This window comes from Mesorhizobium sp. Cs1299R1N1 (genome assembly GCF_037179655.1).
GTDB classification, from domain to species: Bacteria; Pseudomonadota; Alphaproteobacteria; order Rhizobiales; family Rhizobiaceae; genus Mesorhizobium; species Mesorhizobium salmacidum.
The window spans coordinates 511,683-528,647 of sequence record NZ_JAPYKR010000002.1; the positions used below are offsets into that span (position 1 = coordinate 511,683).

Annotated in this window: 16 protein-coding genes and 1 pseudogene; 12 read left to right on the top strand and 5 right to left on the bottom strand. The window is 63.2% G+C overall.

Annotated features, from left to right (window positions below; all coding sequences use genetic code 11):
• Positions 1–68: 68 nt before the first annotated feature.
• On the top strand, positions 69–773 hold the full coding sequence (locus O7A70_RS05785) for an SDR family NAD(P)-dependent oxidoreductase (protein ID WP_442921169.1): 705 nt from the start codon (positions 69–71) through the stop codon (positions 771–773).
• A 56-nt stretch (positions 774–829) separates the two neighbouring features.
• Here the strand turns inward: O7A70_RS05785 and O7A70_RS05790 are convergent, their stop codons facing one another.
• Complete coding sequence (locus O7A70_RS05790; RefSeq protein ID WP_140504649.1) at positions 830–2,152, bottom strand: MFS transporter; 1,323 nt, start codon at positions 2,150–2,152, stop codon at positions 830–832.
• 204 nt (positions 2,153–2,356) lie between these two features.
• On the opposite strand from O7A70_RS05790, the gene cyoA reads away from it, so the two are divergent.
• From cyoA to O7A70_RS05830, 8 genes and pseudogenes are all read left to right on the top strand, one after another.
• Positions 2,357–3,538, top strand: coding sequence for a ubiquinol oxidase subunit II (gene cyoA, locus O7A70_RS05795; protein ID WP_337139527.1), 1,182 nt, complete (start codon positions 2,357–2,359; stop codon positions 3,536–3,538).
• Positions 3,539–3,548: 10 nt separating this feature from the next.
• Positions 3,549–5,546 (top strand): cytochrome o ubiquinol oxidase subunit I, encoded by a 1,998-nt coding sequence (gene cyoB / locus O7A70_RS05800; protein ID WP_337139529.1) that lies wholly within the window; start codon positions 3,549–3,551, stop codon positions 5,544–5,546.
• A gap of 10 nt (positions 5,547–5,556) precedes the next feature.
• Positions 5,557–6,183 carry a cytochrome o ubiquinol oxidase subunit III gene (cyoC, locus tag O7A70_RS05805; RefSeq protein WP_337139531.1) on the top strand — a complete coding sequence of 209 codons (627 nt, stop codon included), beginning with the start codon at positions 5,557–5,559 and terminating at the stop codon, positions 6,181–6,183.
• Positions 6,180–6,557, top strand: coding sequence for a cytochrome o ubiquinol oxidase subunit IV (gene cyoD / locus O7A70_RS05810; protein ID WP_337139533.1), 378 nt, complete (start codon positions 6,180–6,182; stop codon positions 6,555–6,557). The genes cyoC and cyoD overlap by 4 nt, the downstream gene beginning before the upstream one ends.
• Positions 6,554–7,354, top strand: a complete 801-nt coding sequence (locus tag O7A70_RS05815) for an SURF1 family protein (RefSeq protein ID WP_337139535.1) — start codon at positions 6,554–6,556, stop codon at positions 7,352–7,354. Before cyoD ends, O7A70_RS05815 begins: the two co-directional genes overlap by 4 nt.
• Positions 7,351–8,703, top strand: a complete 1,353-nt coding sequence (locus tag O7A70_RS05820; RefSeq protein WP_337139536.1) for an ATP-binding protein — start codon at positions 7,351–7,353, stop codon at positions 8,701–8,703. Before O7A70_RS05815 ends, O7A70_RS05820 begins: the two co-directional genes overlap by 4 nt.
• Positions 8,693–9,229, top strand: coding sequence for a response regulator transcription factor (locus O7A70_RS05825; RefSeq protein ID WP_337139538.1), 537 nt, complete (start codon positions 8,693–8,695; stop codon positions 9,227–9,229). The genes O7A70_RS05820 and O7A70_RS05825 overlap by 11 nt, the downstream gene beginning before the upstream one ends.
• 136 nt (positions 9,230–9,365) lie before the next feature.
• Positions 9,366–10,627, top strand: a pseudogene (locus tag O7A70_RS05830) (DUF763 domain-containing protein).
• Positions 10,628–10,645: 18 nt separating this feature from the next.
• Here the strand turns inward: O7A70_RS05830 and O7A70_RS05835 are convergent.
• Positions 10,646–10,846, bottom strand: a complete 201-nt coding sequence (locus O7A70_RS05835; protein ID WP_337139540.1) for a KTSC domain-containing protein — start codon at positions 10,844–10,846, stop codon at positions 10,646–10,648.
• Positions 10,847–10,917: 71 nt separating this feature from the next.
• Complete coding sequence (locus O7A70_RS05840) at positions 10,918–11,355, bottom strand: GFA family protein (RefSeq protein ID WP_337139542.1); 438 nt, start codon at positions 11,353–11,355, stop codon at positions 10,918–10,920.
• Positions 11,356–11,523: 168 nt separating this feature from the next.
• On the opposite strand from O7A70_RS05840, the gene O7A70_RS05845 reads away from it, so the two are divergent.
• Positions 11,524–12,135 carry an alpha-ketoglutarate-dependent dioxygenase AlkB gene (locus O7A70_RS05845; RefSeq protein ID WP_337139543.1) on the top strand — a complete coding sequence of 204 codons (612 nt, stop codon included), beginning with the start codon at positions 11,524–11,526 and terminating at the stop codon, positions 12,133–12,135.
• Positions 12,136–12,291: 156 nt separating this feature from the next.
• On the opposite strand, the gene O7A70_RS05850 is transcribed toward O7A70_RS05845, so the two are convergent.
• Together O7A70_RS05850 and O7A70_RS05855 are read right to left on the bottom strand one after the other, a co-directional pair.
• A complete protein-coding gene (locus O7A70_RS05850) occupies positions 12,292–13,077 on the bottom strand; it encodes a DUF1236 domain-containing protein (protein WP_337139545.1) in 786 nt (261 codons plus the stop codon).
• 123 nt (positions 13,078–13,200) lie between these two features.
• Entirely contained in the window at positions 13,201–13,986 is a 786-nt protein-coding gene (locus tag O7A70_RS05855) for an SDR family NAD(P)-dependent oxidoreductase (protein ID WP_140504628.1), read from the bottom strand.
• Between the two features lie 100 nt (positions 13,987–14,086).
• Between O7A70_RS05855 and uxuA the strand changes: the two genes are divergently transcribed.
• Both uxuA and O7A70_RS05865 read left to right on the top strand, forming a co-directional pair.
• Positions 14,087–15,271 carry a mannonate dehydratase gene (uxuA, locus tag O7A70_RS05860; RefSeq protein ID WP_337139547.1) on the top strand — a complete coding sequence of 395 codons (1,185 nt, stop codon included), beginning with the start codon at positions 14,087–14,089 and terminating at the stop codon, positions 15,269–15,271.
• Positions 15,272–15,590: 319 nt separating this feature from the next.
• Positions 15,591–16,937 (top strand): NAD(P)/FAD-dependent oxidoreductase, encoded by a 1,347-nt coding sequence (locus tag O7A70_RS05865; protein ID WP_337139549.1) that lies wholly within the window; start codon positions 15,591–15,593, stop codon positions 16,935–16,937.
• The last annotated feature ends 28 nt before the right edge of the window (positions 16,938–16,965 follow it).

The following is a 16,965-nucleotide window of genomic DNA, read 5'->3' on the forward strand; positions in this document are numbered from 1 at the left end:
CATACGCCACATTTGCCCCGGACAGCTTTGCCGGCAAGACCGTGCTGGTGACCGGTGCCGCCAGCGGCATGGGTTTCGAAACCGCCCGTGCATTCCTCTCCAAAGGGGCCGAGGTCGTGATGTGCGACCGTGACGCGGAAGGCCTTGCAAGGCGCCATGACGAGGTGGGCGGGATCGCCGGGACACCGCACAAAGTGGTGGCCGACATGGGCGATCCCGACAGCATCAGGCGCATGTTCGATTATTGCGATGCCAGGCTGGCGAGGCTCGACAATGTCGTCACCTGCGCCGCGATCATCACCGCCAAGCGAATCCCGGACCAGGATTGGGCGCACTGGCAGCGCGTGCTGGGCGTCAATTTGCTGGGCACTTTCTTCACCGTCCAGGGGGCGGTGCAGCGCATGCAGGGCAGCGGCGGGGGAAACATCGTCTGCGTGGCATCGGACGCCGGCGTGCATGGCGGCGGTGGCCTTATCGCGGACACGGCCTATGCGGCCTCGAAGGCCGGCACGCTGTCGCTGGTGAAGTCGGTCGCGCGCGAACTGGCGGGAAAGGCGGTGCGCATCAACGCCCTCAATCCGGGGCCGACCGATTCGCCGATGCATTCCCACATCGATCCGGCCCTGAAGGATCGCATTGCGGCCAACCTGCCCATACGCCGCATGGGCCGGCCCGACGACATGGCCGCCGCGATCCTGTTCCTGTGCTCCGACGCCGCGAGCTTCGTCTATGGCGCGGCGCTCGACGTCGATGGCGGTTCGATGTTCCGCTGACCGGCAGGGCCGCGGCTCCGGCGACGCTCACTGACCCTTGCCGCCATTTATAGTGTTCAGTCTACCGGACGGTCCGCGGCCGAACGCCGTCTATCAATCCACAAGGCAAGCAAGGTGCAGGCCGCGCCCGAGAGCAGGTAGGCGCCCGCCGCGATGAGGCCGAAATTGCCGGCCAGCAGCAGAGCTGCGAGCGGAGCGAAGCCGGCGCCGAACATCCACGCGAGATCCGAGGTTATCGCCGAGCCGGTATAGCGATGGTGTCGCGAAAAGCTCGATGCGACGACGCCTGACGACTGCCCGAAGCTCAACCCCAGCAGGATGAAGCCCAGCACCATGAACAGGATCTCGCCAACGGTACCGCCATCCAGAAGCTGCGGGGCAAAGCCGCTGAACGTCGCGATGGCGATCGCCGAACCGCCGAGCAGCGCTCGGCGTCCGACACGATCTGCAAGTGGGCCCGACGCGACGATGGCGGCGATGCCGAACAGCGCGCTCACCGCCTCGATCGCCAGGAAGCGTGCCGGTCCCTCATTGGTGAACAGGAATACCCAGGAGAGCGGAAACACCGTCACCATGTGGAACAGGGCGAAGCTCGCCAGCGGCGCGAAAGCGCCGACGATGACGTTGCGGCCTTCGGCCCTGATCGTGTCCCTTATGCGCGTCGGCTGCAGGTCGCCGCTTTCGTATAGTTTCGAGAATTCGGGCGTCACCACAATGCGCAGCCTGGCGAACAGGGCCACGACATTGATGGCGAAGGCGACGAAGAAGGGATAGCGCCAGCCCCAGGCAAGGAAGTCGTCGGCCGACAGATTGGCGACGAAGAAGGCGAAGAGGGCGCTGGCCACGATGAGGCCGATCGGCGCGCCCAGTTGCGGGATCATGGCGTAGAAGCCGCGCCGGTTCCGCGGCGCGTTCAGCGCCAGCAGCGAGGGCAGGCCGTCCCACGTCCCGCCAAGCGCCACGCCCTGCCCGATGCGGGCCAGCGCCAGAAGCCAGATCGCAAGCACGCCGATATCGCCATAGGCGGGAAGGAACGCGATGGCGACGGTCGAGGTGCCGAGCAGGAACAGCGCGATCGTCAATTTCGCACCGCGACCGTAGGCGCGGTCGACGGCCATGAACAGAACGGAACCGAATGGACGGGCGATGAAGGCCAGCGCGAAGATGGCGAAGGAGTACAGCGTTCCGACGAGCGGATCGTGCGTCGGAAACACCAGCTTGGGGAACACGATGACGGACGCGATCGCATAGACGAAAAAGTCGAAGAATTCCGACGTCCTGCCGACGATCACGCCGACCGCGATATCGCCCGCGCTGACCTGGCCGTGGTCCGAGCCGATCAGCCCGCTGTCTGTTTCGCCAGTCGAAGTATGAGCCATCTTGTCCGTCGCCACCCGGGTGGAATGAAATATTTGGGGCCCAATTGCGGCAATCCCATGTGCGCTGCACATTGCCAGACCCACCCCGGCTGGGCATTGGACAAATTGTCCAATGTCACCACGCCGCCGCCGGCAGTAGCCCTTGATCGATACCGCACTGCAACATCCCAACGCGTTGCGGCGGTCCATCGAGGGCAGCGTCTGATGAAACGATTTGGAGCCTTGCTTCTGCTTCCCCTGGCCGGGCTGTTGAGCGGCTGCGATATGGTCGTGCTCGCGCCGGCGGGCGATGTCGCGGCCCAGCAGCGCGACCTGCTGGTGGTCTCGACCCTGCTGATGCTGATCATCATCGTGCCGGTCATGGCGCTGACTGTCTTTTTCGCCTGGCGCTACCGGCAATCCAACGCCTCGGCGACCTATGCGCCGGACTGGGATCATTCGACGAAACTGGAACTGGTGATCTGGGCAGCCCCTCTGCTGATCATCATATGCCTTGGCGCGCTGACCTGGCTCGGCACCCACCTGCTCGACCCATACCGCCGGATCGACCGGATTGAAGCCGGCCAGCCCGTTACCCAGCTCCACAAGCCGCTCAGGGTCGAGGTCGTGGCGCTCGACTGGAAATGGCTGTTCATCTATCCGGATTACGGCATTGCCGCCGTCAACGAGCTGGCGGCGCCGGTCAACCAGCCGATCGATTTCCGCATCACCTCGTCGGCGGTGATGAATTCCTTCTACATTCCAGCCCTTGCCGGCCAGATCTATGCCATGCCGGGCATGGAGACGAAGCTGCACGCCGTCATCAACCGGCAGGGCACCTATAGCGGTTTCTCCGCCAACTACAGCGGCGCCGGCTTTTCGGGCATGCGCTTTGCCTTCCACGGCCTGTCCGACCAGGCCTTCGACCAGTGGGTGGCACAGACCAGGACCGCGTCGGCGGCGCTTAACCGCGACAGTTACCTCGAGCTCGAAAAGCCGAGCGAGAACGAACCGGTCCGCCACTACGCCTCCGTCGATCCCGCCCTTTATGGCGCCATCCTCAATCTGTGCGTCGAGCGCGGCAAGATGTGCATGAACGAGATGATGTCGATCGACGCCAAGGGTGGTCTCGGTCTCGCAGGTGTGCGCAACACCTTGCCGCTGCAATATGACAAGCTCGCCCGGCGCGGCGCGGTGTTCGGAAACGATCCCTCTTATGTCGCCAGCATCTGCACCGCGGAAGAGGCCGCTGCCATCTCGCGCGCCTCCCGCGATGCCTGGCCGACCTATTGGCCGGCGAAGAACCTGTCCCCGCTTCGCGGGGCGGGACTGCTCCGGCCAGGGACAGACAGCCGTAGCGCCGAGGCGGATACGCCGACCGTCGGCCTGCTGCGGCGTGAATTGTGAGAGACCGCCGATGCCCGATACGCTGACCAAATTCATCTTCGGCCGCCTCACCTGGGACTCGCTGCCGCTGCACGAACCCATCGTCGTCGCCACCTTCGTCGCGGTGGCGCTCGGCGGCATCGCGCTTCTCGGCGTGATCACCTATTTCAAGCTATGGGGCTACCTCTGGCGCGAATGGTTCACCAGCGTCGACCACAAGAAGATCGGCATCATGTACATGGTGCTGGGCCTGATCATGCTGCTGCGCGGCTTCTCGGACGCCATCATGATGCGCCTCCAGCAGGCCATCGCCTTCAATGGCTCCGAGGGCTACCTGAACTCACATCACTACGACCAGATATTCACCGCCCACGGCGTCATCATGATCTTCTTCGTGGCGATGCCCTTCGTCACCGGACTGATGAACTTCGTCGTGCCGCTGCAGATCGGCGCGCGCGACGTCTCCTTTCCGTTCCTCAACAATTTCTCGTTCTGGATGACGGTCGGCGGCGCCATTCTGGTCATGGCCTCGCTGTTCGTAGGCGAATTCGCCCGCACCGGCTGGCTTGCCTATCCGCCGCTCTCCGGCATCGGCTACAGTCCCGACGTCGGCGTCGATTACTATATCTGGGCGCTGCAGGTGGCCGGCGTCGGCACGACGCTGTCAGGCATCAACCTGATCTGCACGATCATCAAGATGCGCGCGCCCGGCATGACCATGATGCGCATGCCGGTCTTCACCTGGACGTCGCTCTGCACCAACGTGCTGATTGTCGCCTCCTTCCCGGTACTGACGGCGGTGCTCTCGCTGCTGGCGCTCGACCGCTATGTCGGCACCAACTTCTTCACCAACGACTTCGGCGGCAACCCGATGATGTATGTGAACCTCATCTGGATATGGGGTCACCCGGAAGTCTACATCCTCATCCTGCCGCTGTTCGGCGTCTTTTCCGAGGTCACCTCGACCTTCTCCGGCAAGCGCCTGTTCGGCTACACCTCAATGGTCTACGCCACGGTGGTCATCACCATCCTGTCGTACCTCGTCTGGCTGCACCACTTCTTCACAATGGGCTCCGGCGCCAGCGTCAATTCCTTCTTCGGCATCACGACGATGATCATCTCGATCCCGACCGGCGCGAAGATCTTCAACTGGCTGTTCACAATGTACCGGGGCCGTATCCGCTTCGAACTGCCGATGATGTGGACGGTGGCCTTCATGCTCACCTTCACCGTCGGCGGCATGACCGGCGTGCTGCTTGCGGTGCCGCCGGCGGATTTCGTGCTGCACAACAGCCTGTTCCTGATCGCGCACTTCCACAATGTCATCATCGGCGGCGTGCTGTTCGGCCTGTTCGCCGGCATTGCCTACTGGTGGCCCAAGGCCTTCGGGTTCAAGCTCGATCCGTTCTGGGGCAAGGTCTCGTTCTGGTGCTGGGTGGTCGGCTTCTGGTTCGCCTTCATGCCGCTCTACATCCTCGGCCTGATGGGCGTGACGCGCCGCATGCGTGTGTTCGACGATCCCTCGCTGCAGATATGGTTCGTCATCGCCGCCTTCGGCGCGGTGCTGATTGCCTGCGGCATCGGCGCCTTCCTGATCCAGATCTTCGTCTCCATCCGCAGGCGCGAGGCGCTTGCCGATACGACCGGCGATCCCTGGGACGGCCGCACGCTCGAATGGTCGACGTCCTCGCCGCCTCCCGCCTACAATTTCGCCTTCACGCCGGTCATTCGCGACAACGATGCCTGGTATGACATGAAGCAGGCCGGCTACATCAGGCCGCTTGCCGGCTTCAAGCCGATCCACATGCCAAGCAATACCGGCACCGGCATCATCCTGGCCGCCTTCAGTGTCGCGCTCGGCTTCGGCCTGATCTGGTACATCTGGTGGCTGGCGGCGCTGAGCTTCGTCTGCCTCATCGCCACCGCGATCGGCCACACCTTCAACTATCACCGCGACTTCCACATTCCGGCGGCCGAAGTCGCGCAGACGGAGGAGGCGAGGACGACGCTCCTCGCCGCTCAAGGCTAAGGGTTTGAGCATGACATCGACGGCAATCACGGCCGGCACCGAACCGGTCTTCCACCTGGAAGAAGAGCATGCGCACGCCGAAGGCGGCTCCACCATGCTCGGCTTCTGGCTCTATCTGATGAGCGACTGCCTGATCTTCGCGATGCTGTTCGCCGCCTATGGCGTGCTTGGCGGCAATTACGCGGCGGGGCCGGCACCGAAGGACCTGTTCGACCTCGATCTGGTGGCGGTCAACACCGCCATGCTGCTCTTGTCCTCGATCACCTATGGCTTCGCCATGCTGACCATGGACAAGGGCCGTGTCGCGGCGACGCAAGCCTGGCTTGCGGTGACCGGCCTGTTCGGCCTGGCGTTCCTGTCGATCGAGCTCTACGAATTCGCGCATATGATCCATGAAGGCGCCACGCCGCAGCGCAGCGCCTTCCTGTCGTCCTTTTTCACGCTGGTCGGCACGCACGGCCTGCATGTCACCTTCGGAACCGTCTGGCTGGTGACGCTGATGGTACAGGTCGCGAGATTTGGCCTCATCGAGGCGAACCGCCGCCGGTTGATGTGCCTCAGCATGTTCTGGCACTTCCTCGACGTCGTCTGGATCGGCGTCTTCACCTTCGTCTATCTGATGGGGATGTTGCGATGAGCGCTCATGATCATGCCGAGGGCCACGGCCACGCCCATGGTGGAGCAGCACACGGATCGTTCCGGGGCTATCTGACCGGCTTCGTCCTGTCGGCGATCCTGACCGCCATTCCGTTCTGGCTGGTCATGACCGGCGCCATCGACAACAAGCAGGCCACGGCCATCGTCATCATGGCCTTCGCGTTCGTGCAGATCGTGGTCCATATGATCTTCTTCCTGCATATGAACACCGGCTCGGAAGGCGGATGGTCGATGCTGGCGCTGATCTTCACGCTGATCCTGGTCGTCATCGTGCTGACCGGCTCGCTCTGGGTGATGTACCATCTCAACGCCAACATGATGCCGGGGCTACACGACATGCGCGAGATGCCATGAGCCTGGCGGCGGGCCCTGGGAGGACAACCATCGAGGCGATCGGACGTCCCGACCCGCTAGAGGGCGCCGGCGGATCGTCCGCGTCGCGCCTTGTCCTTGTGCTGCTCGGACTTCTCGGCGTGCTGGTGTTTGTCGGGCTCGGCATATGGCAGCTGGAAAGGCGGGTCTGGAAGCTCGACCTGATCGCCCGTGTCGACCAGCGCATTCATGCCCCGGTTGTCGATGCGCCTGGCCCGGAGAGCTGGAACGGCATCACCGCGGCCGGTTTCGAGTATGGTCATGTGCGATTGGCGGGACGTTATCTGGGCGGCGCCAACACGCTGGTGCAGGCGGTGACGGAGCTTGGCGGCGGCTATTGGGTGCTGACGCCGATGCGAACCGACCGTGGCTTCGTGGTGCTGGTCAACCGCGGCTTCATTCCCCAGGAACGCAAGGCTGAGTTCGAGCGGGAGAGGGGCGGCCTAACCGCGCCGGCCGTCATTGACGGGCTGTTGCGCATGAGCGAACCCGGCGGCGGCTTTCTGCGCAAGAACGACGCCACGGGCAATCGCTGGTATTCGCGAGACGTCGCAGCCATCGCAACCGCGCGCAGCCTGACGACCAACGTCGCTCCTTATTTCGTAGATGCGGAAGCATCCGGCATGGAGGGTTGGCCGCGCGGCGGGCTCACTGTCGTGACTTTCCGCAACAGCCACCTGGTCTATGCTTTGACCTGGTTCACGCTCGCTGCGATGCTCGCCACTGCCCTGGCCAGGCCGATGATCGGCCGCCGCCGACGGCAAGGACCTGCGAGATGAGCGTTCCCACGCAAGCGCTTCACCATGACAAATCCCTGGTGGCGGCATCCCTTGCCGGCAAGAACGGGGCAGTATCGCATCCCGAAGCAACGAACAGGAAGAACCTGTTCCTGCTTATCCAGCTGCGTTGGCTGGCGGTGGCGGGCCAGGTGCTCACCATTCTGGCGACGGAATACTGGTTCGATATCCCACTGCCGCTGGCGGAGATGGCCGGCGTGGTGCTTTTCCTGGTGGGCCTCAACATCTTCAGCCTGCTGGTCCTGCGCGGTATCAGGCCTATCAGCAACACCCAACTCTTCGTCGCGCTCATCTTCGACATGGCGGCACTGACGACGCAGCTTTACCTGAGCGGCGGCGCGTCCAATCCGTTCGTATCGCTCTACCTCTTGCAGATCACGCTCGGCGCGGCATTGCTGACGCCAAGGTTTACCTGGATCCTCGTGGCGGCTGCCTCGGCCTGCTTCGTCTTCCTCATCTTCCTCTTCCAGCCGATCGCGATCCCGCATCATGGCGGCAGCGATCTCCTGTCCCTGCATATCAGGGGCATGTTCATCTGCTTCGTGCTGGCGGCCGGACTGATCGTGATCTTCATGACGCGCATCGACCGCAATCTGCGCGAGCGCGACGCCTATCTCGCCGATCTGCGCCAGCGCTCGGCCGAGGAGGACCACATCGTGCGCATGGGCCTGCTGGCCTCGGGCGCCGCGCACGAACTCGGCACGCCGCTTGCCACGATATCCGTCATCCTGTCCGACTGGCGCCAGATGCGCACCCTTGCGCGCAACCGCGAACTGGCGGCCGATGTGGCCGAAATGCAGGCGCAGATCGAGCGCTGCAAGCGCATCGTGTCCGGGATCCTGATGTCTTCCGGCCAGGCCAGGGGCGAGGGAACGATACGCACGACGATTCGCGGTTTCCTCGACGATCTGGTCGAGGAATGGCGCACCAGTCGCCAGCCATCCAAGCTGGAATACAAGAACGATTTCGACCCGGACGAGCAGATCGTGTCCGACACGGCGCTGAAGCAGGTCATCTTCAACCTGTTCGACAATGCTCAAGAAGCATCGCAGGATTGGGTTGGCGTCACTGCCGAGCGGCAGGGCGACAAGCTGGTGATTTCCGTGCGCGATCGCGGGCCGGGCTTCGACGAGGGTATTCTGGCAGCACTTGGCCAACCCTATATGTCGAGCAAGGGACGGCCAGGCGGCGGTCTTGGTCTTTTCCTCGTCATGAACGTGGTCCGGAACCTGGGCGGCGATTTTTCGGCGCGCAACATGGAGCAGGGCGCCTGTGTTACCCTTTCGCTGCCGCTGGCGGCGCTGACCGATGGAGATGATCGTGAGGCCTGATCGATCGCTGTTTATCCTTGAGGACGACGCCACCTTCGCGAAAACGCTGAAGCGCTCCTTCGAAAAGCGCGACTACGACGTGGTCGTCTGCCACGACCGGGATGCATTGCTCAGCGCCCTCGAAACAGCTGTTCCGGCTTACGCCGTCGTCGATCTCAAGCTTGGGGCTGGCGGCTCCGGTCTGGAGTGCGTCAAGCTGCTCAGCGCCCGCGATGCTTCGACCAGGATCGTCGTGCTGACGGGCTTTGCCAGCATCGCCACCGCTGTCGAGGCGATCAAGCTCGGCGCGAGCCATTACCTGGCGAAACCCGCCAACACCGATGACATCGAAGCCGCCTTCGGCCGTGCCGAGGGCGATGTTTCCGTACCGCTTTCCAGCCGGCCCACCTCGATCAAGAACCTGGAATGGGAGCGCATCCACGAAACGCTGGTCGAAACCGGCTTCAACATCTCCGAAACGGCTCGCCGGCTTGGCCTGCACCGGCGCACTCTTGCCCGCAAGCTCGAGAAGCGCGTGGTGAGATAGCAGAGCGCCGTTGCTCTCGTGACCGGACCAAGCCGGGTCTGGCTCATCGACCATCCGGGTGCGAGCATTCAGTGCTTCCTTGCCCGGTCCGGGATACCTATTTGTCTGAGATTCGCGGACATTGGAGCAGGCAAACGTGGCGCAACGATCGGGCAGTGCTGATCTTCCCCTTCACGGCGGGCGTGTGCCGAAATGGCTGGGCGATCGCATGACGCGTCTCGGCGCCGTCATGTGCGAGGCGATCATCCATCATTATGGCCGCAATGAATTGCTGCGACGCCTTGCGCACCCGTTCTGGTTCCAGTCCTTCGGCGCCGTCATGGGCATGGACTGGCATTCTTCCGGCATCACGACCAGCGTCGTCGGCGCCTTGAAACGCGGTCTCACGCCGCTGTCGGGCGAACTCGGCATTCATGTTTGCGGCGGCCGTGGCGCGCATTCGCGCAAAACCCCGCATGAGCTTGCCGCCATCGGCGAGCGTATCGGCTTCGACGGCGCGCGCCTGGCAACCGCAAGCCGGCTTGTAGCCAAGGTGGACAGCGCCGCCGTTCAGGATGGTTTCGACCTCTATTTGCACGGCTTCATCGTCACCAACGATGGCGATTGGGTGGTGGTGCAGCAAGGCATGAACGGCGACAGCAAGGTGGCGCGCCGCTATCATTGGCTGTCCGAAGGTTTGAAGAGTTTCGTCGACCAGCCGCATGCCGCCATCGAAGGCGCCAACCAGGGCGAGATCGTCAATCTGACCGACCGGCGCGCCGAGGCCTCACGCCAGGGACAACTTGACCTGCTCCAGGATCTTGGGCCGGACCGCATCCTTCGGGAACTCGCCGCCCTGGAACCCGGCGCCGCACCGGCTCCGGCGCAGCCATTGTTGCCGCATCTGGTCATGCCGGCTCACCATGATGTCCGCGAAAGCGATGTCGTGATGCATCGCCTTCACGGCAACATGGCCGCGGCCGCCGAGCGGGGTCCTGCCGATTTCGCCGAGCTTCTCCTTGTTCCTGGTGTGGGCGCCCGCACGGTGCGGGCGCTGGCCCTCGTTGCCGAAGTGGTGCATGGCGCGCCTTGCCGGTTTTCGGACCCGGGCCGTTTTTCGCTGGCGCATGGCGGCAAGGACAGGCATCCCTTCCCTGTTCCGCTCAAGGTCTATGATGAAACAATCGGCGTGCTGAAGTCCGCGGTGCAAAAGGCCAGGCTTGGTCGCGAAGAGGAAATCGGTCATTGAGGCGGCTCGACGATCAGTCGCGGCAGGTCGAGCGATACGTCACCGGTCCCAGCCTCAAGGAAATTGTCGCCGGCGAATTCGACCAGTCGCATCTGCTTGGCGGCCGAAGTGTCTTTGGTTGGGAGCCGGCGCCGGATCAGATGCCCGCCGAGCAGAACAAGAAGGCATGACAGGCCGCTGGCGCCGCATCACGCCACGCGACGGTATCTGTAACGGTCCCGAATGAATTCATTGAAGTAGCCGCCCTTCGAGGAAGCCTTCATGAACGCGGCGTAGGTTGCCGGTGCGACGTCCTCATAGTCATAGCGGTTACCGCTCGGCACGAACCAGACGGAGAGCGTCCTGGTCGCGGGATCGTATTGCGTGTTTCGGATCGCGGTCGACGGCATGCTGGCACCTGACGGCTCAGCCACATAAACCCCTCAGGCATGGTGCGGTTCCGTCCCGCCACCCGACCTCGCTACCTGTCGCGGGGATTGCCGAACTTCGTGTCGCGCTTCCTCGAATATCGATCGATACGCGGCAGCTTGTCGGCAAAGTCGACCCACGGCAGTCTGAGGTTCCAATAGGCATGAGCCTGTGGCCGCAGCCCTTCGGGTCTGTCGAAGAACCCGATCGTCAGGTAGAGCTCGTCCGGCAGGCCTTCGTCGCTATAGCCTATCGAGGTCCCGCAATCGGGACAGAAAGTGCGGACAACGCCCGGCGTCCTGGAGAAGGCCTTTGGCGTTCCCTTCAAAAGGCGGAACTGGCTCGGCCGATATCCAACCCAGATGGTGAGCGGACTGCCGATCGCCCGTCGGCAATCGTCATCGTGATCGTAGCATATCCAGAAGGGATCACCGTCCATGGCGGCGGCAATCGCCCCGCAAAAGCAGGCCCCGGTTTCAACGCGCGGCATCCGGCACTCCAAGGCTGGAACATGTCCGGCGGCCTCCGACGGAACCGCCGTTGCCTAAACTTTCACGCCGCTACGGTGTTCCGTTGCGCCGGTGTTGAGATGTGTCCCAGGCAAGCAAGCGCGGTTCCCTGTATTGCCTTGCGGTCTGGCCTTCACCATCTAGGCACAATGTCGCCGCTCAAACCGAAAACAGCCGGCCGTGTGCCCCAGTACGATCTCTTCGGTGTCGTTCAGGATGATCTACCGGAGGGTTTCGCCTACCAGCCCGGACTGATCACACCGCAAGAGGAAATCGACCTCGTCCGGCAGCTTGAAGGACTGCCCTTCAGACCCTTCGACTTCCACGGCCATTTGGCAAACCGGCGTGTCGTCGGTTTTGGTCTTCGCTACGATTATGACCGGCGTGAAGTCGTCGACGCACCGCCTATACCTGATTTTCTGTTGCCCTTGCGCGAGCAGGTCGCGGCCTTTGCGCGCCGGCCCACCGAAGCCTTCGCGCAGGTCTTGATCAATGAATACCGGCCCGGCGCCGGCATCGGCTGGCACCGCGACAAGCCTCATTTCGAAGACGTCGCGGGCGTTTCGCTGCTGGCGCCCTGCGATTTTCGCCTTCGACGCAAGAATGGGTCTGGATGGGACCGCCGGACCATCACGGTCGAGCCGAGATCGGCCTATCTCATGACGGGCCCTTCGCGGTCGCAATGGGAGCACAGCATCCCGCCGCTTGCCGAGCACCGCTACTCGATTACCTTGCGGACTTTGCGGCCTCGGAACCCTTGAGCATGCGCTGAGGCCTGCACGAGGAAGCTTTCCGCATCATCTCGCCATAGTGCTCAACCCGACCGCGGCGGGGCGGGTTGAGCAATCTCCTGCTCTAGCTCTTTGTTTTTACGCAATTCCCTAGGGAAAGCGCTACGCACTTTTCCTGGAATTGCTCTAGGTCAGTATCAGCACGATCTTGTACGTATCCGGATCGACGATGACGATCCGGCCGTCGGCGAGGACGAAATACTCGTAGCTCTCGTACGCCGGGACGAGCTTGACGATGCGAGCCGGCAAACGATGCAGCCTGATCTTGTGCCGCGGAACCTCGATGCCGACTGAGACGTCGAAGTTGACGCTGGCTACCGGCTCGACCTTGGTTTCCCGGATCACCTGGGTGATTTGGGTCTTCTGTTCAACCGTTACATTGGTGATGGAAGCGGTCGAGGTCTTATCCTGTGTGGAGGTCTTGCCCTGGGCCTGCTGGTCCGTCGTGGTGCCGGTCTTGCCCTGGGCCTGTTGATCCGTCTGGACCTTGGCCTTGCCCTGTGCCTGCTGGTCGGTCGTGGTGCCGGCCTTGCCCTGGGCCTGCTGATCGGTCTGGACCTTGGTCTTGCCCTGTGCCTGCTGGTCCGTGGTGGCGCCGGCCTTGCCCTGGGCCTGCTGATCGGTCTGGACCTTGGCTTTGCCCTGGGCCTGCTGATCCGTCGTGGTGCCGGCCTTGCCCTGGGCCTGCTGATCGGTCTGGACCTTGGCCTTGCCCTGAGCCTGCTGGTCAGTCTGGGACTTGGTACCCTGTGCCTGCTCTTTCATCTTCGAGCCCTTCTGGCAGTTGGTCGTGCCGGAAGCGCAGTTTGTGTCCGCTCCTGATTGGCTGTCGGCGGGCTGCTGCGACTGGGCCATCGCCGTCCCGCAGCCGAGCCCGATCGCAAGCATGCTGGTAATGAGAACATGTTTCATAGGAAATCTCCTTCGGAGAGTTCGTCCCTTCAAGGGGTAAAACTTCGACCAAAAAAGATTGTTCCGAACTGGATGCGTGAATGCCGCCACCCCAGATAGAGCCCAAGTCCGGCCTTCATGGCGCTACTTCACGCCGATGCCGGCGGTAAGGCCGCCGTCGATCTTATAGTCCGCGCCGGTGCAGAAGCCGGCCTTCGACGAACACAGGAACGCTATGAACTCCGCCACCTCCTCCGGCTCGCCGATACGGCCGAGCGGATGGGCCGCGCCGAACCGCCTGTAGGCTTCTTCGACATCTGCGTCGCTGCCGCCGTCGCCACGCGCGGCCTTTTCGAGGATCGGTGTGCGGATCGAGCCTGGGCTGACCGAATTGACCCTTATGCCCGATGCGGCATAGTCGAGCGCCAGCGAACGTGTCAGCGTATGGATGGCGCCCTTGGTCGTGGCATAGGCGGCGACGTTTTGCTGGCAGGCGAAGCCCTGCACCGAAGCGACGTTGACGATGGCGCCGCCGCCCCGCTTGATCATTTCCGGGATGCCGAAATGGGCGGTCAGATAGATCGAACCGACATTGACCGTCATCGCCCGGTTCCAGGTTTCCCAGTCGGTCGTCGTCGCCGTTCCATAGGGATGCACCGCCGCCGAATTGACGATGACATCGATGCCGCCGAATTTCGCCACGCCGGCCGCGACCGCCTCGCGCACCTGGTCGGAAACCGAGACGTCCACCGTCCGCACCAGAACGCTCGCTCCGGCCTTGGCGAGGCTCTCCTGCATGGCGGCATTGGCTTCCCGGTCGACGCCGCAGGCGACGATCGCGGCACCCCCAGCCGCAAGGCGTTTGGCGGTTGCCAGGCCGATACCGGTCGTCCCTGTCACCAATGCCACCTTGCCGTCAAAATCCTTCATCGCGGAAGCTCCTTCATTCGTTATCGAAACCGGCTCTTAGTTTGACACTCATCATGGTCAAACAATAGGTTGCCGGTCTCTCGCAAAAAAGGAAGTGGCAATGGAACAGTGTTGGCGCTGGTACGGTCCCGATGATCCGGTGACGCTTGAACATGTCAAACAAGCCGGCGCCACCGGCGTGGTTTCAGCGCTTCACCAGATTTATGACGGCAGGGCCTGGCCCGCGGCCGATGTGCTTGAGCGCAAGCGCATCATCGAGGCGGCTGGGCTGACCTGGTCGGTTGTCGAGAGCATTCCGGTCCACAATTCCTTCAAGATCGGCGCGCCGGAGCGCGAGCGCTATGCCGGCTATTATCGCGACAGCATCCGCGCGCTCGCCAAGGCAGGCATCCGGACGATCTGCTACAATTTCATGCCGGTGGTCGACTGGACCCGCACCGACCTGGCCTACCGGCTGCCGACGACCGGTTATGCCTTGCGTTTCGACGCTATCGACTTTGCCGCCTATGATCTCTTTGTCCTGCAGCGCAAGAGTGGCGCGGCAAGCTACACGCCGGCGCGTATCGCCGAAGCCGAGCAGCGGCTGAAGGTGCTGACGCCGGAGCAGATCGACCAGATCGAGCGCAACCTGATCGCCGGCCTGCCGGCGACGGAGCGCAGTTATGACAGGGACAGTTTTCGCGAGGCCCTGGCGGAATACGATGCGATCGGGCCGAAGGAACTGCGCGACAACCTGGCCTGGTTCCTGCGCGAGATCATCCCGGCTGCCGAAGAGGAGGGTGTGCGCATGTGCATCCATCCCGACGATCCGCCGTTCTCGCTCTATGGCCTGCCGCGCGTTGTCTCGACGGCCGAGGATGCGCGCTTCATCCTCACGACGGTCGACAGCCCGGCCAATGGCTTGACGTTCTGTACCGGCTCCTACGGCACGCGCGCCGACAACGACATCGTCGCCATGGTCAAGGAATTCGCTGACCGCATCCATTTCGTCCATCTGCGCAACATCACCATCGAGGAAGACGGCTCGTTCTATGAGGCTGAGCATCTGGAGGGTGGCACCGACATGGCGCATGTCATCCTCGCTTTGATGCAGGAAGAGAAGCGCCGTCGCGGGGAAGGCAGGGCCGACTGGCAAATCCCGATGCGGCCGGATCATGGGCATCTGCTCGCCGACGACATCGGCAAGAAGAAGATCAACCCCGGCTATTCGCTCATCGGCCGGCTGAAAGGTCTGGCCGAATTGCGCGGCATCATGCGTGCCGTAGAGCGGTTCGGGCTCGCCTGAAGTCTTAGGGCGGCAAGCTATCGTTTGCGATCTTCCGCTGGAATGTCGCGACAGGTCACACCGAGGCTGACCCTGTCCGGCATCCCCGAGCCTAATTATCCCGATAGTCGATGAGGCCAGGGGCTGGCTGCGGCGACGAGAAGCGACCTAGACGGGTGGTCAACAATTTCATTGAGCTGGCACGCAAATTTTCGCGACTGGTCGTGTAGTGCTCGTCGACGCACTTCACGCCTGGTCAGTTTCCCATGGAAGCTCGCGACCTCGCGCCACCGGAACCAGCCATCGGCGCGGGGCCACGCTTATGGAAAAGGACAATCCTTTGACGATCTTCCCTTTCACCGAAGCCAGTCCGATCCAGTTTCAGGCGCCGCTGCCGAAGACGTCGGATGTGGTCATTGTCGGCGGTGGCATCATCGGCGTGACCGCGGCCTTGTTCCTGGCCCGGCGCAACATACCGGTGACTTTGCTGGAGAAGGGACGCATCGCCGCGGAGCAGTCCTCGCGCAACTGGGGTTGGATCCGCCAGCAGGGCCGCGACGCGGACGAACTGCCCATCGTCATCGAAGCGCAGCGTCTCTGGCGCCAACTGGCCGAGGAGTGCGGCGAGGACATAGGCTTGACGCAGACCGGCGTGACCTATCTGGCGCGGACCGACAAGGAGATGGCCGATTTCGCCAAGTTCCTGAGGATCGCCGAGGCCCATGGCGTCGACACGCGTCTCCTCGACCGGGGTGAGACCGCCAAGCTGATCCCGGCCATGTCGCGCCCCTTCAAGGGCGCCATGACCACTCCATCGGACATGCGTGCCGAGCCCTGGGTCGCGGTGCCGGCGTTTGCCCGCCTGGCCGCTCGCCAGGGCGTCACCATCATCGAGAACTGTGCGGCACGCATGCTCGATATCTCCGCGGGGCGCATCAGCGGTGTCTGGACCGAACAAGGCCGCATCGCCACATCGAACGTGCTTGTCGCCAGCGGCGCCTGGACGTCGCTGTTCCTGCGCGCGCACGGCGTCTCGATCCCGCAGCTCAGTGTCCGCACGACCGTCGCCGCGACCGCGCCGATGCCGGAAATCCATGCGGGCGCCGCAGCGGACGAACGCATCGCCTTCCGGCGCAGAAAGGACGGCGGATACACGCTGGCGGCGGGAGGCAGCCACCTGCTCTATGTCGGGCCGGATGCATTGCGTCACGCACCGAAATACCTGCCCGCCCTGAAGGCAAATCCTTTCGGCACGCGCTACCTGCCGGCGGCGCCTCGTGCATATCCGGACAGCTGGTCTACCCCACGCAAATGGGATGCGGACAAGGAAAGCCCGTTCGAAAGGATGCGCGTTCTCAATCCTGCCCCGGAGGCCAAGGCGCTTCGCGCCATCGATCGAGGGTTCAAGGAGCTTTTCCCACAATTCGAGGCGGTACCGCTCAGGGCAAGCTGGGCCGGCATGATCGATGCGATGCCGGATGTCGTGCCTGTCGTGGATCGTACGGCTGCCGTTCCGGGTCTCGTCATCGCGACAGGGATGAGCGGCCACGGCTTTGGCATAGGCCCTGGCATGGGCCGCGTCCTGTCCGACTTGATCCAGGGCAACGAGACCGGACATAACCTTCATAGGTTCCGCCAATCCCGGTTCAGCGACGGCAGCCCGATCCAGATGGGACCATCGCTTTAGATCTCGTCCGGTGTACGGGTTCGACGAG